The organism is Sphingopyxis panaciterrulae (assembly GCF_014199295.1).
Lineage (GTDB): Bacteria > Pseudomonadota > Alphaproteobacteria > Sphingomonadales > Sphingomonadaceae > Sphingopyxis > Sphingopyxis panaciterrulae.
This window is the reverse complement of record NZ_JACIJH010000002.1, coordinates 205,001-225,197: the sequence shown is the minus strand read 5'-3', so window position 1 is coordinate 225,197 and position 20,197 is coordinate 205,001. Positions and strand designations below refer to the sequence as shown.

Sequence of the window (20,197 nt, the reverse complement as noted above, 5' to 3'; positions counted from 1 at the left end):
TCCCTCGCGCAATTAGCCGCCATGGCTGAAAGCGTCCACCTGAACCGCCGCGGCGTGTTGTTCGTCCTTTCCTCGCCTTCGGGCGCGGGCAAGACCACCATCTCCAGAAAGATGCTCGCCGCCGATCCCGACATCGCGCTGTCGATCTCGGCGACGACGCGGCCGATGCGGCCGGGCGAGACCGACGGGGTCGATTATCATTTCGTCGATGTCGACAGGTTCAAGACAATGGCCGCCGACGGCGAATTCCTCGAATGGGCGCATGTTTTCGGCCACCGCTACGGCACCCCGCGCGATCGCGTCGAGGACCTGCTCGCCGCGGGCAAGGACGTGCTGTTCGACATCGACTGGCAGGGCGCGCAGCAGCTTTATCAGGAGGCCGGACCCGACGTCGTGCGCGTCTTCATCCTGCCGCCGACGATGGACGAACTCGAACGCCGGCTACGCGCGCGGGGGACCGACAGCGACGAGGTGATCGCGGCGCGCATGGCGCGCGCGGCGAACGAGATCAGCCACTGGGACGGCTATGACTATGTGCTGATCAACGACGATGTCGATGGCTGTTTCGACGAGGTCCGCGCGATCCTGCGCGCCGAACGGCTGAAGCGCCGCCGCCAGATCGGCCTGATCGGCTTTGCCCGCGACCTGATCCGCTCGGTACCCGAGGCCGATACGAAGCTCTGATACGCTTCGTCATTGTGACCCCGGCGAAAGCCGGGGGAAGCAATCTCCAGCTATCGACCTTCGGACAAGGCCGATAGCTGGAGATTGTCGCGTCGCCTTCGGCTCCTCGCAATGACGAAAATTCAGCCCGCTCTCGCCAGATTCGCCTCCAGTTCCGCCACCACCTCCGCCCGCAGCGGCCTGGCCGCGCCGTCGGTGCGGCACGCGACCACCGTGTCGCAGGTCGCGATCGCGCGGCCGTTCTGGAACATCGCCTGGACGATCGTCCAGCTCGAGGTGCCGATGCGGCCAATTCCGGTCGCGATCTCAACCGGGTCCGGAAAACTCCCTTCGACCAGATAGTTGATCTCGACCGCCGCAACCATCGTCCGCTCGTTTGCCGCCCGCTCGCCGATCGGCCGGACATGGCGGTTCATCATGACGCGCCCGCTTTCGAACAGCGCAGCGAAGGCTACGTTGTTGAGGTGTCCGTTGATATCCATGTCCTGAAAGCGCGTCTGGAACGCCTCGCAGACGGGGTAGCTGGCGGGGTCGAGCCGCCAGCTATCCGGTTTGGCCATATCAGCGCGGCGCCATGCGGATGCCGCCGTCGAGGCGCACGTCCTCGCCGTTGAAATAGCCATTCTCGATCATGCAGAGCGCGAGATTGGCATATTCGTCCGGATTGCCGAGCCGCTTCGGGTTGAGCACCGAGGCGCCGAGCGCGTCGCGGACATTCTGCGGCGCACCCGCGAGCAGCGGGGTGTCGAAGATGCCCGGCAGGATGGTATTGACGCGGATATTCTCGCTCGCCAGGTCGCGCGCGACGGGGAGCGTCATGCCGACGACGCCGCCCTTCGACGCCGAATAGGCCGCCTGACCGATCTGCCCGTCCTCGGCCGCGACCGATGCGGTGTTGACGATCGCGCCGCGCTCGCCGTCCGCCATGGGGTCGAGCGTCAGCATGCCGGCCGCCGACTTGGCGATGCAGCGGAAGGTGCCGACGAGGTTGATCTGGATGATCCAGTTGAACGCGTCGAGCGGGAAATGCCTGATGCTGCCGTCTTCCTTGCTGCGGCTCGCGGTCTTGATCGCATTGCCGGTGCCGGCGCAGTTGACCAGGATGCGTTCCTGACCATGCGCCTCGCGCGCCTTGGCGAAGGCCGCGTCGACCGAAGCGTCGTCGGTGACGTTGCATTCACAGAAAACGCCGGCGATCTCGTTCGCGACGGCGACGCCCTTTTCCTCCTGCAGGTCGAAGATCGCGACCTTGACGCCCTTGGCGGCCAGCGCGCGCGCGGTCGCGGCGCCAAGGCCCGAGGCGCCCCCGGTGACGACGGCGGATACGGCGGAGTCGAGTTTCATCTTGTTCTCCCTAATTCGTCGCCCCCGCGAAGGCGGGGGCCGTTGGCAATCTTGCTCAAGGCCGACAGCGGCCCCCGCCTTCGCGGGGGCGACGCCGAATTCTCAAAGCCGCTCGATGATGGTGACGTTGGCCTGGCCGCCGCCTTCGCACATCGTCTGGAGGCCATATTGGCCGCCGGTGGCATCGAGCACGCCGAGCAAGGTCGCCATCAGCTTGGCGCCGCTCGCGCCGAGCGGGTGGCCGAGCGCGATCGCGCCGCCGTGAACGTTGATCCGCGCGGGATCGGCGCCCAGATATTTGAGCCACGCGATCGGCACCGGCGCGAACGCCTCGTTGACTTCATAGGCGTCGATGTCGCCGATCGTCATGCCCGCCTTCTTCAGCGCGCGTTCGGTCGCGAACAGCGGTTCCTCGAGCATGATGACCGGGTCGCCCGCGGTCACCGACACATGATGGATGCGTGCGCGCGGGGTCAGGCCATGATCCTTGAGCGCCTGCTCCGACACGACCAGCACCGCCGAGGCGCCGTCGCAGATCTGGCTGGAGGTCGCGGCGGTGATCGTGCCGCCTTCCTGGAGCAGCTTGACCCCCGCGATGCTTTCCAGCGTCGCGTCGAAGCGGATGCCCTCGTCGACCTTGTGGATCGCGCTGCCCTCGGGCGTCTCGATCGCGACCGGCACGATCTCGCGCTCGAACTTGCCGCCTTCGGTCGCCGCGATGGCGCGGCGGTGGCTTTCGAGCGCGAAGGCATCGAGGTCGGCCTTGGTCAGGCCGTGCTTCTTGACGATCATCTCGGCGCCCATGAACTGGCTGAACATGATGCCGGGGAAATGCTCCTCGAGCCGCGGCGATTTGTAATTGCCCAGCCCTTCCTTCATGAACAGCGTCGCGACGCTGCCCATCGGCACCCGCGTCATGCTCTCGATCCCGCTCGCCAGCACGATGTCCTGCGTCCCCGACATCACCGCCTGCGCCGCGAACTGCACCGCCTGCTGCGACGAACCGCACTGGCGGTCGATGGTGACCGCGGGGATCGAATCGGGCAGCTTCGAGGCGAGCACCGCGTTGCGGCCGAGGTCCATCGTCTGCTCGCCGCCCTGCGACACGCAGCCGGTGATGACGTCGTCGATCGCCTTGTGGTCGAAATCGTTGCGCTCGGCGATCGCGTCGAAGACCGCGGCGCCGAGATCGACGGGGTGCGTGCCGGCGAGCCGGCCGCCGCGACGGCCTCCGGCGGTGCGGACGGCGTCGACGATATAGGCTGTAGCCATTGGGGAGTTCCTTTCCTTCCTAAAGCCCCTCCCCTCCAGGGGAGGGGGTAATCAGGTCAAAGCTTGCGCCCGATCAGTTCCTTCATGATCTCGTTCGTGCCGCCGAAGATGCGGGTCACGCGCGCCGCGCGCCAGGCGCGGGCGATCGGATATTCGTTCATATAACCCGAGCCGCCGAAGAGCTGGAGGCATTTGTCCATCACCTCCCACTGGAGGTCGGTATGCCAGAGCTTGGCCGCCGCGCCCTCTTCGGGGGTGAGTTCCTTCTTCATGTGGCGCGCCAGCGCCCAGTCGAGATGCGCCCAGCCGACCTGCAGCTTCGCCTTCAGATCGGCGAGGACGAAGCGGCTGTTCTGGAAATCGAGGATCGGCTTGCCGAACGCCTTGCGCTCGCGGGTGTATTCGACCGTGTCGTCGAAGGCGCGCTGCGCCGAGGCCTGCGCGCTGACCGCGATCGAAAGCCTCTCCTGCGGCAGTTCGCTCATCAGATAGATGAAGCCCTGCCCCTCTTCGCCGAGGCAGTTGGTGATCGGCACGCGGACGTCGTTGAAGAAAAGCTCCGACGTATCGGCCTCGTCCTGCCCGATCTTGTCGAGGTTGCGGCCGCGCTGGAATCCTTCGCGGTCGGCCTCGACGAGGACGATCGACACGCCCTTCCACGCCGGCTGTACCTCGGTGTCGGTCTTGACGCAGACGAGGATCAGGTCGGCGTTCTGGCCGTTGGTGATGAAGGTCTTCGACCCGTTGATGACATAATGATTGCCATCCTTCTTCGCGGTCGTGCGCATCCCCTGAAGGTCGGAGCCGGTGCCCGGTTCGGTCATCGCGATCGCGGTGATCGTCTCGCCCGACACCATTTTGGGCAACCAGTGCTTCTTCTGCTCTTCGCTGCCATATTTGACGATATAGGAGGTGACGATGTCCGACTGGAGCGAGAAGCCCGTGGATGCGCGGCCGTAATAGGCGCTTTCCTCGTCGACGATCGCATTATAGCCGAAGTCGAGGCCGAGCCCGCCATATTCCTCGGGCACCGTCGGGCACAGCATGCCGATCTCGCCCGCCTTGGGCCAGATCGACTTGGGGACGATTCCGTCCTCGGCCCACCTCGCGGCGTTCGGCGCGACTTCTTTTTCGAGGAACTGGCGGACCGTCGCGCGGAACGCCTCATGATCCTCATTATAGGCGGTGCGCGAGAGCTTATCGAGCGACATCATCTTCCTTCCCTTGGGGCAGCCGAACGCGAGCGGGGAGTCGGCCGCATTTTTCGGCGGCCAAGAGACCTTACGTTTACGTGCACGTCAAGTAGAAATGCCGCTACGGCATGAAGTTCATGGGACGCCCCTCCTTCTTTGCACGGCTATGGATGGCGTATCTGCCCGAATGGATACGCTTATGATCCGGAATATCCTTCCCTTCGCCACCCCGGACTCAATCGGCAATTATACCCTTGGCATCCGTAGCCTCCTTGCTTCGTCATTGCGAGCGGAGCGAAGCAATCCAGAGCGGTTTGCGCGCACTCTGGATTGCTTCGCTCCGCTCGCAATGACGGGATGACGGATGCGAAAGCGATAAGCGCCGACTCGATCCGGGGTGACGAGGAATAAGTCTGGGGCGACGAATAGCATTGCAATGCTGGGCAGCGGCGACCGCGGGCGCTAAGCCTCGTATATGGTCCAACTCCTCCTCGACGCCGGCGCCTTGCTCGGCGAATCGCCGCGCTGGAGCGCACAGGAACAGCGCCTCTACTGGGTCGATATCGAAAGCCGGAAAATCCATCGCACCGATCCCGCGACCGGCATCGACGAGGTGATGGTCCTCGATCAACAGGTTGGCTGCATCGCGCCGCGCGCGAGTGGCGGACTCGTCGCCGCGCTCGAGGACGGCTGCGCGCTGATCGACGCCTGGGGCGACGTGCCGCGCACCTTCGGCCAGGCGGCGCTGGCGGACAAGCCCGAACAGCGCTTCAACGACGGCTGCATCGACGCCCTTGGACGCCTCTGGGTCGGCAGCCTGACGAGCGACAAGGCGAACCCGCGGGCGGCGCTCTATCGCCTCGATCCCGACGGATCGCTGAGCGAAATCTTCGGCGGCGTGACGACGAGCAACGGCGCGGCGTTCAGTCCCGACGGTCGCATCTTCTACCACGCCGACACCCCGACCCATGCGGTGCGCGTCTATGACGTCGACGCCGCCGCCGGAACGCTGAGCGACGGGCGCATCTTCCACCAGTTCGCGCACGGCGCCGGCCGCCCCGACGGCGCCGCGGTCGACGCCGAGGGCTGCTACTGGTCGGCGCTCTGGGACGGCTGGCGCGTCGTGCGCCTGTCGCCCGCGGGCGAGCTTCTCCAGACCGTCGAGCTGCCGGTGCAGCGCCCGACGATGATCGCCTTCGGCGGCGCAGACCTCACGACTGCCTTCGTCACCAGCGCCGGCAAGAATCTGACCGACGCGGAGCGCGCGGCGCAACCGCACGCGGGCGGGCTCTTCACCTTCCGCGTCGATGTGCCGGGCCTCGCGCAGCGCGCCTTCGCGGGCTGAGCTTGCGCGGCGCCGTCCTATCCGGCTAGGGCAGGCGCATACGGTTTCGTCCGAAACCTGTTCCTCCAGGAGACTCCATGATGCCGCGCCCCGCGTCCCCTCGCCGCAAGCTGTCGATGCTGCTTGCATCCACTGCCCTGTTTGCGGGTTATAGCGGCATGGACATCCAGACCGCCTCCGCCGCCGAGCCCTCCGCCGCTCCGGCCGCCACCGCACCTGCGGGCGACAATCCACTGCTCGCCAAATGGACCGGCCCCTTCGAAGGGGTGCCGCCGTGGGACAAGATGGACCCCGAGCTGTTCCCCGACGCCTTCACCCAGGCGATGGCGGAGGTGAAGGCCGAGGTGCAGGCGGTGATCGACAATCCCGAAGCCGCGACCTTCGACAACAGCTTCGTCCCGATGATGCTCGCGGGCGACACGATGGACCGGCTCTATGCGCTGTGGGGCGTGCAGACATCGAACAAGTCGACCGCGCGGGTCGAGGAACTCGACGCCGAATGGAGCCCGAAGCTGTCGAGCTTCTACACCGAGCTCTTTCTCGATCCGGGTCTCTTCGCGCGCTACAAGGCGGTCTACGACAAGCGCCACGACAGCGGTCTCGACGCGCAGCAGATCCGCATCGTCGAGCGCAGCTATGACGAGATGGTGCGCGACGGCGCGAACCTTTCGGCGGCGGACAAGGCGAAGCTGGTCGCGATGAACGCCGAACTCGAAGGGCTGTTCTCGGCCTTCTCGTCAAAGCTGCTCGCCGATGAAAAACGCTATACCTTCGTCGCCGACGAGGCCGAACTCGCGGGGCTCGAACCCGCCTTCGTCGCCTCGCTCGCCGATGCCGCCGCGGCGCAGGGCAAGCCCGGCCAGTGGGCGATCAAGAATACCCGCTCGTCGGCGCAGCCGGTCCTCCAGAATGCGACCAACCGGACCTTGCGCGAAAAGGTCTGGCGCGCCTTCGTGGACCGCGGCGACAATGGCGACGCCAACGACACCAATCAGGCGATCGCCGCGATCCTGAAGCTGCGCCAGGCGCGCGCCGAGCTGCTCGGCTTCAGGACGCACGCCGACTATCGCATGGCCGACACGATGGCGAAGACGCCCGCCAACGCGATGGCGCTGATGATGAAGGTGTGGCCCGCCGCGGTGGCGCGCGTGCATGAGGAGGTCGCCGACATGCAGGCGATCGCCGACGCCGACGCGAAGGCCGGCAAGGGTCAGAAAATCACCATCGAGCCGTGGGACTATCGCTATTATGCCGAGAAGGTCCGCAAGGCGAAATATGACCTCGATGAAAGCGAGGTGAAACCCTATCTCCAGCTCGACAAGCTGGTCGACGCAATGTTCTGGTCGGCGGGCCGGCTCTATGACCTCGGTTTCCGGGAAAATACCGGCGCCGTCCCAGTCTTCGATCCCAAGGTGCGGACTTTCGAGGTCTATAACCTCAAGACCGACGCGAATGTCGGGCTCCTTTATCTCGACAATTTCGCGCGCGACGGAAAGCGCTCGGGCGCGTGGATGACCACCTATCGCAGCCAGCAAACGCTGGGCGGGACACGCAATGTCCTCGCGTCGAACAATAATAATTTCACCGAGGGCGCGAAGGGCGTGCCGACCCTCGTCAGCCTCGACGACGCCTCGACGCTGTTCCACGAATTCGGCCATGGCATCCACTATCTGCTCCAGCAGGTGACCTATCCGTGGCTCGCGAACGTCCCGCGCGACTTCGTCGAATATCCGAGCCAGGTGAACGAGAATTGGCTGCTGACGCCCGAGATATTGTCGAAGTTCGCGACCCATTATCGAACCGGCGAGCCGATGCCGCAGGCGCTGGTCGACAAGATTCTGGCGAGCCAGAAATTCAACCAGGGGTTCGAGACCGTCGAATATCTGGCGAGCGCCATCGTCGACATGAAGCTCCACGACCGCACCACGCCCGTCGCCGACATCGACGCCTTCGAGCGCGACACGCTCGCGGAAATCGGCATGCCGAAAGAGATCGTGATGCGGCACCGCCTGCCGCAATTCGGCCACCTGTTTTCGAGCGACGCCTATTCGGCGGGCTATTACTCCTACCTCTGGTCGGAGACGATGGACGCCGACACCTGGGCCGCCTTTACCGAGGCGGGCGGGCCGTGGGACCGCAAGGTCGCCGACCGTTTTCGCACGATCCTGCTGATGACCGGCAACGAGACCGACCGCGCCGAAGCCTATCGCACCTTCCGCGGCCGCGATCCCGACGTGAAGGCGCTGCTGGTCCGCCGCGGTTTCCCGACGGAATAGGGCAGGCGTGGCCGGACGACGGAGGAATCGCCACGCGCCGTCATCCAGCGTGCGCGCTCTTTCATCATCACCCCGGACTTAATCCGGGTCCCGCTTGATCCGGAAACCGGTCGATGCCCCCAAAAGCGGAATCCCGGATCAAGTCCGGGATGACGACGGGACATAAAGCGACGTCCGCTCTTCTTTCGTCCCGCGATGGCGCGGCTTGGGCTTTGCGCCGCGTCATGCTAGGCGCGCGGCCATGCTGACGATCAACGGCCTGACCGTGCGCCTCGGCGGGCGCACCATCCTCGACCGCGCGAGCGCGAACCTGCCGGCGAAGAGCCGTACCGGGCTGATCGGCCGCAATGGCGCGGGCAAGTCGACGCTGATGAAGGCGATGATCGGCAGCCTCGAGGCCGACGAGGGCGGCATCGAGATGCCGCGCCGGACGCGCATCGGCTATATCGCGCAGGACGCGCCGAGCGGAACCGCGACGCCGTTCGAGACCGTGCTCGCCGCCGATACCGAGCGCGCCGAACTGCTCGCCCAGTCCGAAACGGTCACCGACCCCGACCGGCTCGGCGACATCCACGAACGGCTGATCGCGATCGACGCCTATACCGCGCCGGCCCGCGCGGCGCGCATCCTGATCGGGCTCGGCTTCGACGAGGCGATGCAGGGCCAGCCGCTCGACAGCTTCTCGGGCGGGTGGAAGATGCGCGTCGCGCTCGCCGCGCTGCTCTTCTCCAACCCCGACCTGCTGTTGCTCGACGAGCCGTCGAACCACCTCGACCTCGAAGCGACGATGTGGCTCGAAAGCTTCCTGCGCGGCTATCCCGGCCAGCTCGTCGTCATCAGTCACGAGCGCGACCTGCTGAACAATGTCGTCGACCATATCCTGCATCTGGAGGGCGGCAAGGTGACGCTCTATCCGGGCGGCTACGACGCGTTCGAGCGCCAGCGCGCCGAACGCACAGCGCAGCTCGCCGCGGCGAAGGCGGCGCAGGACGCGCAGCGCGCCAAGCTGCAGGATTATATCGCGCGCAACAGCGCCCGCGCCTCGACCGCGAAACAGGCACAGTCGCGCGCCAAGCAGCTCGCGCGGATGCAGCCGGTCGCCGCGCTCACCGAGGACCCGAGCCTGGTGTTCGATTTCCCGAGCCCCGGCGACGAATTGAAGCCGCCGCTGATCACGCTCGACCTCGCGAGCGTCGGCTATGCGCCGGGTGCGCCGGTGCTCTCGCGCCTCAACCTGCGTATCGACCCCGACGACCGCATCGCGCTGCTCGGCCGCAACGGCAACGGGAAGACGACGCTCGCGCGGCTGCTCGCGGCGCAATTGAAGCCCGAGGACGGCGCCATGGCCGCGTCGGGCAAGATGCGCGTCGGCTATTTCACCCAATATCAGGTCGAGGAACTCGACGGCAGCGATACCCCCCTGGGGCACATGACGCGCGTGATGGCGGGCAAGACGCCGGGCGCGGTGCGTGCGCAGCTCGGGCGCTTCGGCTTCACCGGCAACAAGGCGACGACCGAGGTCGGCAAGCTGTCGGGCGGCGAGCGCGCGCGGCTCGCGCTCGCGCTGATCACGCGCGAGGCGCCGCATCTGCTGATCCTCGACGAGCCGACCAACCACCTCGACGTCGACGCGCGCGAGGCGCTGGTGCAGGCGCTGAACGGCTTCGACGGCGCGGTGCTGATCGTCAGCCACGACCGCCACATGCTCGAACTTTCCGCCGACCGTCTCGTGCTCGTCGACGGCGGCACGGCACGCGATTTCGACGGCAGCATGGACGATTATGTTGCCTTCATCCTCGGAAAATCGGCCGCGAACGACGATGCCCGGACGGCACCCGCGAAGCCGAAGGACGCGAAACTCGCGCGGCAGGAAGCCGCGAAGGCGCGCGAGGCGCAGGCGGCGCTGCGCAAGTCGGCGAAGGAGCTCGAAGCGCAGGCGGCGAAGCTCGCGGCGCGGATTTCGACGGTCGACCGCGCGATGTTCGACCCCGCGAGCGCCGAGCCCGCGCTCGCCAAGCTGACGATGGGTGACCTGTCGCAGCGCCGCGGCAAGCTCGCGGCCGAGCTGGAGGGTATCGAGGCGGCGTGGATGGAGGCGCTCGAGGCGATCGAGACCGCTGCCGCGTAGGTCTTCGTCACCCCGGACTTGATCCGGGGTCCCGCTAGGATTTTGCCACGCGACCGAAAAGCGGGATGCCGGGTCAAACCCGGCATAACGAAAGTTCCGTACATTGACTCGTGCATCACGTTCCCGCATAATAGTTTCAATTGAAACCATATGAGGGACTGATCATGGCCGACCTGTTCGACAACCCGCTGGGGCTCGACGGCTTCGAATTCGTCGAATTCTCGGCACCCGAAAAGGGGCAGCTCGAACCGGTGTTCGAACGCATGGGTTTCACCCGCATCGCGCGCCACCGCTCGAAGGACGTCGAACTCTGGCGTCAGGGGGACATCAACCTGATCGCCAATTACGAACCGAAATCGCCCGCCGCCTATTTCGCCGCCGAGCACGGCCCGTCGGCGTGCGGCATGGGCTGGCGCTGCCGCGATGCGGCGAAAGCCTATGCTGAGGCGATCGACCGCGGCGCCGAGCCGGTCGAGGTGCGCACCGGCCCGATGGAACTGCGCCTGCCCGCGATCCGCGGCATCGGCGGGTCGATCATCTATCTGATCGACCGCTATGAAGGAAATAAGGGGGGCGACGATCTGTCGATCTACGACATCGACTTCGTCTATGAGGAGGGGGTCGACCGCCATCCCGTCGGCGCGGGGCTGAAGATCATCGATCATCTGACGCATAATGTCTACGGCGGCCGCATGGCGCATTGGGCCGCCTTCTACGAGCGGATCGCGGGCTTCCGCGAGATCCGCTATTTCGACATCAAGGGCGAATATACCGGCCTGACCTCGAAGGCGATGACCGCGCCCGACGGCAAGATCCGCATCCCGCTGAACGAGGAAGGCGCGGGCGGCGGCGGCCAGATCGAGGAATATCTGCGCGCCTATAATGGCGAGGGCATCCAACACATCGCCTTCGCCTGCGACGACCTCTACGCATCATGGGACAAGCTCGCCGCGCTCGGCAATCCGTTCGCGCCGTCGCCGCCCGAAACCTATTACGAGCTGCTCGCCGAACGCCTCCCCGGCCATGGCGAGCCGGTCGCGGAACTGAAGGCGCGCGGCATCCTGCTCGACGGCTCGACCACCGAGGGCGACCCGCGGCTGCTGCTCCAGATTTTCGGCCAGACGGTGATCGGCCCGGTCTTCTTCGAATTCATCCAGCGCAAGAAGGACGAAGGCTTCGGCGAAGGCAATTTCACCGCGCTCTTCAAGTCGATGGAACTCGACCAGATCCGCCGCGGCGCGCTGGAGGTGAAAGAAGAGGCTTGATCCCAATCCCGTTCGTGCTGAGCTTGTCGAAGCACCGTTCTTCCTTTGCGGCGCCAAAGAAAAGAACAGCCCTTCGACAAGCTCAGGGCGAACGGAATTGCGGGCAGGCTCAGCACGAACGGAGTTGGGTATAGTGACCAGTCAATCGCCCCTCAAAAGCCCCATCAAACTGGGCGGGGTCCACCACGCCGCCTATCGCTGCAAGGACGCCAAGGCGACGGTCGAGTGGTACGAGCGCATGCTCGGCATGACCTATACCACCGCCTTTGCCGAGGATCATGTGCCGTCGACCGGCGCGTACGACCCCTATATGCACGTCTTTCTCGACGCGGGCGGCGGCAATATCCTCGCCTTTTTCGAACTGCCGAACCAGCCCGACATGGGCCGCGACCAGAACACCCCGGCGTGGGTCCAGCATCTCGCGTTCAAGGTCGGCAGCTATGACGAACTGGTCGCGGCGAAGGCGCATCTCGAGGCGAACGGCGTCGACGTGCTCGGGCCGACGCACCACGGCATCTTCCAATCGATCTATTTCTTCGACCCCAACGGCCACCGCGTCGAACTCGCCTGCGACATCGGTACCGACGCGCAATATGCCGAACTGCGCCGCGTCGCGCCGCTGATGCTCGACGAATGGAGCCGGACCAAGAAGGCCCCGCGCCACGCCGACTGGCTGCATGCGGCGGCGAACGAGTAATATCCGTCGCCCCCGCGAAGGCGGGGGCGACGGTTCAACCTACGTCCGGTCCAGCCCGATGCTCTCCAGCGTCGCGCCGCTGCATTTGTCGGCGGCCTTCTCGCCCCCGCCGGACAGCGCGCCGACGACCAGGAATCCGGCCACCACCGCGACGAGGAAGCCGCCCGCGACCCAGGCGAGATATTTGTCGATGAACGCCTTGATCGGCGCCCCGAACAGCCGGAACAATATGCCGACGAGCATGAAGGAAAAGGCGCGGCTGGCGAGGCTCGCCCACAGGAACGTCCAGAAATTCATGTGGATGAAGCCGGCGGTGATCGTCAGCAGCTTGAAGGGGATCGGCGTCGCGCCCTTCACCAGGATGATCTCGGCCCCGTAATCGCGCAGATAGCAGGCCGCGGGCGGGAAGGCGTCGGTCAGGCCGAGCACGCCGAGCAGCCACAGCCCGACGCTTTCATAGAGGAAAAAGCCGATCGTATAGCCGAGGCAGCCGCCCGCGACCGACGCGAGGGTGCAGATCAGCGCATAGCGCACCGCCTTCTTCGGATCGGCGAGGCACATCAGCCCGAGCATCGGGTGCGGCGGGATCGGAAAGAAGCTCGCCTCGACGAAGGAGACGAGCGCGAGCCAATATTCGGCGTGCGGATGCGCCGATTTCTCCATGGTCCAGCCGTAGAGGCGCTGGATCATGGACTTGTTGCGGGCGGTGGCGGTCATGCTGGTCCTTGGCTTCGGGTCAGGATGACCACGGCTTTCCTATGCCGTTGAGGCATAGCGAAATAAAGCCCCGATGCAGCATATAGCGTCGCCCCCACGACGGCGGGGACCGCCGGCGGTTTACGCCTTCATCGCTGAATAGGGCCGACAACGGCCCCCGCCGTCGCGGGGGCGACGCTATTCGATCAATGCCTGAAATGCCGCATCCCGGTGAAGACCATCGCCAGCCCGGCTTCGTTCGCGGCCGCGATCACCTCGTCGTCGCGGATCGAGCCGCCGGGCTGGATCACGCAGGTCGCGCCGGCTTCGGCGGCGGCGAGCAGGCCGTCGGCGAAGGGGAAGAAGGCGTCGCTCGCAACCGCGCTGCCGACGGTGCGGGGTTCGGCCCAGCCCGCGGCCTCGGCCGCTTCGCGCGCGCGGACGGCGGCGATGCGCGACGAATCGCGGCGGTTCATCTGCCCTGCGCCGATGCCCGCGGTCGCGCCGCCCTTGGCATAGACGATCGCGTTCGACTTCACATGCTTGGCGACGGTCCAGGCGAAGAGCGCGTCGGCGAGTTCCGCGTCGCTCGGCGCGCGCGTCGTGACGACTTTCAGTTCGCCCTTCGTGATCCGGCCGTTGTCGCGGTTCTGCGCGAGCCAGCCGCCGGTGATCGTCTTCATGACAAGGCCGCCGCGTGCCGGGTCGGGCAGTTCGCCGGTGAGCAGCAGGCGAAGATTCTTCTTCTTCGCGAAGATCGCGCGTGCGTCGGCGTCGGCGTCGGGGGCGACGACGACCTCGGTAAAGATGCTCGCGATTGCCTCGGCGGTCGCGCCGTCGAGCGCGCGGTTGAGCGCGACGATGCCGCCGAAGGCCGACACGCTGTCGCAGGCGAGCGCTTCGTTCCACGCTTCGGTCAGCGTCGCGGCGGTCGCGACGCCGCACGGGTTGGCATGCTTGACGATGACGCAGGTGGGATCGGCCTCGCGGAATTCGGCGACCAGATCGAGCGCGGCGTCGGCGTCGTTGATATTGTTGTAGCTGAGTTCCTTGCCCTGCACCTGCTCGGCTTGCGCGATGCCGCGCGCCGCGGGACCGGCGGGAAGGTAGAGTGCCGCCTTCTGGTGCGGATTCTCGCCGTAGCGCAGTTCGCTCGCCAGCTTCGCGGTCAGCGGCAGCGTATCGGGGAAGAGCTTGCCCTGGTCGGCGAAGGCGAACCAGCTTGCGATCATGCCGTCATAGGTCGCGGTGTGCGCGAAGGCGGTCGCAGCGAGGCGCTTGCGCAGCACCAGGGTGGTCGCGCCGCCGTGAGCGTCCATCTCCGCGATCACCGCGCCATAATCCTCGGGTTCGGTGACGATGCCGACGAAGGCGTGGTTCTTCGCCGCCGAGCGCACCATTGCGGGGCCGCCGATGTCGATATTCTCGATGATGTCGTCGCGCGGCGCGCCCTTGGCGACGGTCGCGGCGAAGGGATAGAGGTTGACGACCACCAGGTCGATGCCGCCGATGCCGTGCGCATCCATGGCGGCGACGTGCGCCGCATCGTCGCGCACCGCGAGGATGCCGCCGTGGACGGTCGGGTGCAGCGTCTTGACGCGGCCGTCCATCATCTCGGGAAAGCCGGTCAGGTCGGCGACGTCGAGCACCGCATGCCCCGCCTCGCGCAGCGCCTTCGCGGTGCCGCCAGTCGACACCAGTTCGACCCCATGACGAACGAGCGCGGCGGCAAGGTCGGCGAGCCCCGCCTTGTCGCTGACGGACAGGAGCGCACGGCGGACGGGAACGAGATCGGTCATGGGGAGGAAGCCTCGGCTGGCGGTGAAAGGAGTCGCCGTCGCCCTAGGCCGCTGATCGCCGTTGGGCAAGGTTTAGGCGGAGGCGTTCCATACTCACTTCCTCGTCACCCTGAACTTGTTTCAGGGTCCATGGCCTGTCCTCGAATATGACGCCGCGCTTTACGAGAGCGCGGGCCATGGATGCTGAAACGAGTTCAGCATGACGGGGGAGGGGAAAGTACGGCGATTCGCTCGAAGCCGTCAGCCGATATGCTTGAAGATCCAGCCGATGCTGGCGCCGCCCGCGGGGGCGCTGCTGGTGACGACGAGCTGTTCGGTCGGGTGCGGGCGGCCTTCGCCGTCGACCCACAGGCTTTCCTCGACCGCGAGCGAGCCCTCGGACGTGCGGAACTGCCACAGCGGCCCGCCGGCGATGCGCAGCAGGCCGCCCAGTCCGTCGGCGGTCAGGCTGGCCGAAATATTGGGCCCAAGGTGAAAACGCAGCACGAAGCCCTTGTCGCCCTTGCGCCGGCTGCGCGTGGCGGGAAGCAGCATGTCCTCGCCGCGCAGCTCGCGACCGTTGGGCGACAGGATCAGCAGGCGGCGATGGATCAGCCCGTGGCGGCGCGCATAGCCGTCGTGGCTCATCTCCAGCCGGCTACCCTGCTGCGTCTCGCGCCGGTCGAGCTCGACCTCGGTCACCCCCTTGCCCAGCGAGCCGTTGGCGAGGATCGCGGTCGAATTGCTGTCGGCGACGACCAGCGTCGAATGGGCGGCGGTAGTGCGCAGCCCGCGCGCGAGGTCGGCGGGAATGGTCGCGCCGGTCAGCGCGGCGCCGCCGCAGTTGACGACGATCCGCTCGTCGCCGTCCGACAGTTCGAAGGCGAGGGTGGAGGCGCAGCCCGCCTCGGTCACGCGCGCGATCGGCGGCGGGGCGGCGTCGGCGAGGACGACGACCTTGCTGGCGACGAGCCGCTGATAGCCCCAGTCGCGCGCCTGCTTGAGCGGGCGGGTGCGCACGCCGCTCGCCTCGACGATCGCCTGGATCGCCGCGGCCGAGGTCGCGCCGCTGCCCTGCCAGCTTCCCATGCCGCCGTCGCTGTGGGTCAGGCCGAGCAGCGCGGGCACGGCGCGCGCCAGCACCTCCTGCACGAAGGGCGGCACCTCGATCCGGCGCATGTCATAGATGCGCGCGAGCATCGAGAGCGCCATGATCGCATCGAGCTGCGCTTGCGGCGAGCGCGAGATGGTGCCGCCGTCGGCGTAGAAGCTGGTTTCGAGCACCTTGCGCAGCCCCGCTTCGCCGAACACCTGCCGCGGCTCGCCGCCGGGCATCAGGAGCGAGGCGGCGACGATGCCGACCCAGGCGACGAGCTGGCCGACGCCGGGGCGCGTCTTGTCGGCGATGCGGTCGAGGTGGCGCGCCGCGCGCGCGAGCTGGTTGAGCACCGCCGAGCGATAGATGAGGTCACTCGACGACAGGATCAGCGGCGCATGGCTCGCCCAGAAGAGGATGCGCCAGCCGCTGTTCTCGGCGCTCCATGCCGGCTCGCTCACCGTCTCGCCATGCGCGGCGAGCCATTGCCGGACGAGCGCCTCGGCGATCGGCGAGGTCTCGGCGCGGGTGCCGGCGGCGGCGAGATCGCGCAGCCAGGCAAAGCTGTGGAGATAGTCGGCAAAGGCCGGCGCGACGGCGAGCGAGGGGAAATCGAGCTCGGTCAGCGGCAGCTTCAGCCCGCGGTGGAGGAAATGACCGGCGCGGATCGCGGTGCCCGCGCGCGCATCGCCCGGTACCGGGTCCGCGGGCACGCCGAGCAGCTTGAGCGGAAAGCGGCCCTTCAGGCGAAAGGCGTGCAGCGGCGTGCGCCAGGTCAGGCGGGTGATGTGGTTGGCGATGCGGTCGCCGAGCGACAGCCCCTTGTCGGCAGGCAGGCGGATCAGGCGCTTGCCGGGCTCGATCGTGTCGTCGAGCGGCAGCGTATCATCGGCCGCGTCGGGAAGTGGGTCGGCGGGAGCCGAGGTCAGGGGGCGTCCCTCGCCCATGTCAGGCGCCGCGCAGCCGCCGGATATTGCCGGCATAGGCATCCGGCCCGCCCTTGAAGGTCGCGGTGCCGGCGACGAGCACGTCGGCGCCCGCCGCGATCGCGAGCGGGGCGGTGTCGGCGTCGATGCCGCCGTCGACCTCCAGCCTTATGTCGCGGCCCGACTTGTCGATCATCTTGCGGATCGCCTCGATCTTGCGGAGCTGGCTGGCGATGAAGCTCTGGCCGCCGAAGCCGGGGTTGACGCTCATGACGAGGACGAGGTCGACATCGTCGATCAGATAGTCGAGGATATTCGCCGGCGTCGCCGGGTTCAGCGATACGCCGGCCTTTTTGCCGAGCGACCTGATGTGCTGGACGCTGCGGTGGATGTGCGGCCCGGCCTCGGGATGGACGGTGATGATGTCGGCGCCCGCGGCCGCGAAGGCGTCGAGGAAGCCGTCGACCGGCGAGATCATCAGATGGACGTCGAAGGGCAGCGCCGAATGCGGGCGCAGCGCCTTCACCACCGCTGGGCCGATTGTCAGATTGGGGACATAATGGCCGTCCATGACGTCGATATGCACCCAGTCGGCACCCGCCGCCTCGATCGCGCGCACCTCCTGGCCCAGCGCGGCGAAATCGGCGCTGAGAATGGAAGGAGCGATGCGGACGGGGGGGGGCGTATCGGCGGTCATGGACCGCCCTTAACCATCAACTAAGGGGCGGGCAAGGTGGCTGGAGAGCGGCTGCGGCAAAGCCGGTGGATTATGCGCCGATCCTTGCGGACGACACGGCGGGAAGGGTTATTTGCGCCGTTTGCCTTTGGTGTCGCCGCGCTGGCCCCGGCGCCAGCGCCAGCCGCCTTCGGTGCGCGCGCGATAGAGCGGCATCGGGGCGAGTGCCGCGACGACGACGAGGATTGTCATCACCATCGGCTGACCGCGCAGCAGCGTCGCGACGCCCGCGATCAGCGCGACATGCGCGGCGAGCAGGACCCAGCCCTGCCACGCGATCGGCAGGCCGGTGCCATAGCCGTGGCGCTTGGCGCGGAACCAGGGACGCTCGTCGAGGAACAGGTGCAGCATCATCGAGTCTCCCTGGGCGGCCGGCCGCGTTTCGGCGGTTCGGGCGGTTTCACGCTCACCCCGCGCCGCGCCAGCGCCTCGCGCAGCAGCACCTCGATTTGGGCGTTGGCGCTGCGCAGGTCGGCCGCCGCCGCGCGCTCGATCGCCGCGTAGAGCGCGGGATCGAGACGGAGAGCGAAGGCTTTTCTGGACGACGCGGACATCAAACGAACCTCAATTCCCGTTCGCATCGAGCGAAGTCGAGATACCGGGAGGTCGGGTGCCCATGATGGGTGTCTCGACTTCGCTCGACACGAACGGGTCCTTGCAAATCAATAGAGCGAGCCCGCGTTCACCACCGGCTGCGTGTCGCGTTCGCCGCACAGCACGACCATCAGGTTCGACACCATCGCGGCCTTGCGCTCGTCGTCGAGGTGAACGACGTCCTTTTCGGACAGATGGTTGAGCGCCATCTCGACCATCGTCACCGCGCCCTCGACCAGCTTCTTGCGCGCCGCGATCACCGCCTCGGCCTGCTGGCGGCGGAGCATCGCGCCGGCGATCTCCTGCGCATAGGCGAGGTGGGTGAGGCCGCATTCGTCGACGGTGATCCCCGCGACCGCGAGCCGTTCGATCAGCGCCTTCCGCAGCTCGCCGCCGACCTCGTCGTGATTGCCGCGCAGCGTCACCTCCTGATGCTCGATATCGTCATAGGGATAGCGCGAGCCGATCGAACGCACCGCGGCCTCGATCTGCGCGACGACGAATTCCTTGTAATCGTCGACATCGAACAGCGCCTGCGCGGTGTCCGTCACGCGCCACACGACCTGCGCCGCCATCTCGATCGGGTTGCCGCGCAGGTCGTTGACCTTGATCTTCTCCGAAATGATGTTGTTCGCGCGCACCGCGATCTTCTTGCGCGTCAGCCAAGGCAGCACCCAGCGCAGCCCGGTCTCGCGGTCGGTGCCCTTGTAGCTGCCGAAGAGCTGGATCGCCGCCGCCTCGTTCGGGTTGATGAGGTAGAAACCGCAAAGGATCAGTGTGCCGACGATTCCGGAGAGAACCACGATCACCCATTTCCACGCGACCTGGACCTCCGCGGTCCCGTTGCTGATGCCCGCCCATAGCGCGAGCGCCAGCAGGACGAGCCAGACGAACAGCATCAGATAGCCGCTAGCGGTCGCCGCGCGCACCTCGCGCGTCGGATTGAGCGCCGCGGTCACAGTCGAATCACTCATCACACCCTCCGATATAAAGATGATATCATATTTATATCAAATGGCGCAGCGATCAAGCGGAATCGTGATTCGATGCGCGTGTCCGCTTTTTGGGGTGGGGAGTTGACACGGCCTTGGCCACTTTCGTCATCCCGAACTTGATCCGGGATTCCGCTTTTATCCGCCGGGGATCACATCGGATAGGGCCGAAATCGATCGGTTTCGGGCGCGAAAAAAAGCCCGCCATCCCAAGGGGACGACGGGCGTTGATCTGGTTGCGGGAGCAGGATTTGAACCTGCGACCTTCAGGTTATGAGCCTGACGAGCTACCGGGCTGCTCCATCCCGCGCCACCGATGTGCGGTCCGCGAAACGCGACGCCGCGAAAACAGCAAAGGGCGGCAAACGCCGCCCCGACTTGTGAATGGGTTTTCCTTCGACCTCACGCCGGCTGCAATGCCTGGCGACGTCCTACTCTTCCGGGGCTTAAGCCACAGTACCATCGGCGCTGTCAGGTTTCACGGCCGAGTTCGAGATGGGATCGGGTGGGTCACTGACGCCATGGTCACCAAGCAATGAAGCCGGCGTAGGTCGAAAAAGGGTTCAATCGATGCCCGTGCTGCATACTGACTTTAACAATCATCCACTCGTCGCGGACAACCGACGGCTTTCGGCCGATCAGGATTGTCGTTGATGGTGGGACTCTTCAAGCGCGAATAGAGCAATTAGTATCGGTTAGCTCCACGCGTTACCGCGCTTCTACATCCGATCTATCAACGTGGTGGTCTTCCACGGCTCTAAGAAATCTTATCTTGAGGGAGGCTTCCCGCTTAGATGCTTTCAGCGGTTATCCCGTCCATACATAGCTACCCTGCTGCGCGGCTGGCGCCACGACAGGTACACCAGAGGTATGTTCAACCCGGTCCTCTCGTACTAGGGTCAACTCCTCTCAAATTTCGACGCCCACGGCAGATAGGGACCAAACTGTCTCACGACGTTCTGAACCCAGCTCACGTACCACTTTAATTGGCGAACAGCCAAACCCTTGGGACCTGCTCCAGCCCCAGGATGTGATGAGCCGACATCGAGGTGCCAAACGATTCCGTCGATATGAGCTCTTGGGAATCATCAGCCTGTTATCCCCGGCGTACCTTTTATCCGTTGAGCGATGGCCCTTCCACTCGGGACCACCGGATCACTATGACCGACTTTCGT

General features: G+C 66.1%; 17 protein-coding genes, 1 tRNA gene and 2 rRNA genes (1 of these 20 only partly in view). 6 read left to right on the top strand and 14 right to left on the bottom strand.

Annotation, left to right across the window (positions count from 1 at the left end):
- Positions 1-21 precede the first annotated feature (21 nt).
- On the top strand, positions 22-684 hold the full coding sequence (gmk, locus tag FHR21_RS05090) for a guanylate kinase (protein ID WP_184095970.1): 663 nt from the start codon (positions 22-24) through the stop codon (positions 682-684).
- Between the two features lie 122 nt (positions 685-806).
- Here the strand turns inward: gmk and FHR21_RS05085 are convergent, their stop codons facing one another.
- The 4 genes from FHR21_RS05085 to FHR21_RS05070 all read right to left on the bottom strand — a co-directional run bounded on the left by FHR21_RS05085 (position 807) and on the right by FHR21_RS05070 (position 4,511).
- Positions 807-1,244, bottom strand: a complete 438-nt coding sequence (locus FHR21_RS05085; protein WP_184095968.1) for an acyl-CoA thioesterase — start codon at positions 1,242-1,244, stop codon at positions 807-809.
- A 1-nt stretch (position 1,245) separates the two neighbouring features.
- On the bottom strand, positions 1,246-2,028 hold the full coding sequence (locus tag FHR21_RS05080; RefSeq protein ID WP_184095966.1) for an SDR family NAD(P)-dependent oxidoreductase: 783 nt from the start codon (positions 2,026-2,028) through the stop codon (positions 1,246-1,248).
- Between the two features lie 102 nt (positions 2,029-2,130).
- Positions 2,131-3,300 (bottom strand): acetyl-CoA C-acetyltransferase, encoded by a 1,170-nt coding sequence (locus FHR21_RS05075; RefSeq protein ID WP_184095965.1) that lies wholly within the window; start codon positions 3,298-3,300, stop codon positions 2,131-2,133.
- 56 nt (positions 3,301-3,356) lie between these two features.
- Positions 3,357-4,511 carry an acyl-CoA dehydrogenase family protein gene (locus tag FHR21_RS05070; RefSeq protein ID WP_184095962.1) on the bottom strand — a complete coding sequence of 385 codons (1,155 nt, stop codon included), beginning with the start codon at positions 4,509-4,511 and terminating at the stop codon, positions 3,357-3,359.
- A gap of 457 nt (positions 4,512-4,968) precedes the next feature.
- Here FHR21_RS05070 and FHR21_RS05065 point away from each other — a divergent pair, with 457 nt between their 5' ends.
- From FHR21_RS05065 to FHR21_RS05045, 5 genes are all read left to right on the top strand, one after another.
- The gene (locus FHR21_RS05065; RefSeq protein ID WP_184095960.1) at positions 4,969-5,838 is read left to right on the top strand and encodes an SMP-30/gluconolactonase/LRE family protein; all 870 of its coding nucleotides are present in this window, start codon (positions 4,969-4,971) and stop codon (positions 5,836-5,838) included.
- 80 nt (positions 5,839-5,918) lie between these two features.
- Complete coding sequence (locus FHR21_RS05060) at positions 5,919-8,114, top strand: M3 family metallopeptidase (protein WP_184096487.1); 2,196 nt, start codon at positions 5,919-5,921, stop codon at positions 8,112-8,114.
- Between the two features lie 241 nt (positions 8,115-8,355).
- Positions 8,356-10,242, top strand: coding sequence for an ABC-F family ATP-binding cassette domain-containing protein (locus tag FHR21_RS05055; protein ID WP_184095958.1), 1,887 nt, complete (start codon positions 8,356-8,358; stop codon positions 10,240-10,242).
- A gap of 164 nt (positions 10,243-10,406) precedes the next feature.
- On the top strand, positions 10,407-11,507 hold the full coding sequence (gene hppD / locus FHR21_RS05050; RefSeq protein WP_184096485.1) for a 4-hydroxyphenylpyruvate dioxygenase: 1,101 nt from the start codon (positions 10,407-10,409) through the stop codon (positions 11,505-11,507).
- Between the two features lie 133 nt (positions 11,508-11,640).
- Positions 11,641-12,204, top strand: coding sequence for a VOC family protein (locus tag FHR21_RS05045; RefSeq protein WP_184095956.1), 564 nt, complete (start codon positions 11,641-11,643; stop codon positions 12,202-12,204).
- 39 nt (positions 12,205-12,243) lie between these two features.
- On the opposite strand, the gene FHR21_RS05040 is transcribed toward FHR21_RS05045, so the two are convergent.
- From FHR21_RS05040 to FHR21_RS04995, 10 genes are all read right to left on the bottom strand, one after another.
- Positions 12,244-12,894 (bottom strand): YqaA family protein, encoded by a 651-nt coding sequence (locus FHR21_RS05040; RefSeq protein ID WP_184096483.1) that lies wholly within the window; start codon positions 12,892-12,894, stop codon positions 12,244-12,246.
- Between the two features lie 212 nt (positions 12,895-13,106).
- A complete protein-coding gene (gene purH / locus FHR21_RS05035) occupies positions 13,107-14,699 on the bottom strand; it encodes a bifunctional phosphoribosylaminoimidazolecarboxamide formyltransferase/IMP cyclohydrolase (RefSeq protein WP_184095954.1) in 1,593 nt (530 codons plus the stop codon).
- 240 nt (positions 14,700-14,939) lie between these two features.
- Positions 14,940-16,757: a heparinase II/III family protein gene (locus FHR21_RS05030; RefSeq protein WP_420825270.1), complete on the bottom strand. Its 1,818-nt coding sequence runs from the start codon at positions 16,755-16,757 to the stop codon at positions 14,940-14,942.
- Positions 16,723-17,397 carry a ribulose-phosphate 3-epimerase gene (gene rpe / locus FHR21_RS05025; protein WP_184095952.1) on the bottom strand — a complete coding sequence of 225 codons (675 nt, stop codon included), beginning with the start codon at positions 17,395-17,397 and terminating at the stop codon, positions 16,723-16,725. Before rpe ends, FHR21_RS05030 begins: the two co-directional genes overlap by 35 nt.
- Positions 17,398-17,505: 108 nt before the next feature.
- Positions 17,506-17,787, bottom strand: coding sequence for a hypothetical protein (locus FHR21_RS05020; RefSeq protein ID WP_184095950.1), 282 nt, complete (start codon positions 17,785-17,787; stop codon positions 17,506-17,508).
- Positions 17,787-17,990: a type II toxin-antitoxin system antitoxin gene (locus tag FHR21_RS05015; RefSeq protein ID WP_184095948.1), complete on the bottom strand. Its 204-nt coding sequence runs from the start codon at positions 17,988-17,990 to the stop codon at positions 17,787-17,789. The genes FHR21_RS05020 and FHR21_RS05015 overlap by 1 nt, the downstream gene beginning before the upstream one ends.
- 108 nt (positions 17,991-18,098) lie before the next feature.
- On the bottom strand, positions 18,099-19,004 hold the full coding sequence (locus tag FHR21_RS05010) for an SPFH domain-containing protein (RefSeq protein WP_184095946.1): 906 nt from the start codon (positions 19,002-19,004) through the stop codon (positions 18,099-18,101).
- 251 nt (positions 19,005-19,255) lie between these two features.
- Positions 19,256-19,332 (bottom strand) — tRNA-Met (locus FHR21_RS05005).
- Positions 19,333-19,440: 108 nt separating this feature from the next.
- Positions 19,441-19,555 (bottom strand): 5S ribosomal RNA (gene rrf / locus FHR21_RS05000).
- Between the two features lie 132 nt (positions 19,556-19,687).
- Positions 19,688-20,197: ribosomal RNA gene (locus tag FHR21_RS04995) — 23S ribosomal RNA — on the bottom strand (it continues 2,283 nt past the right edge of the window).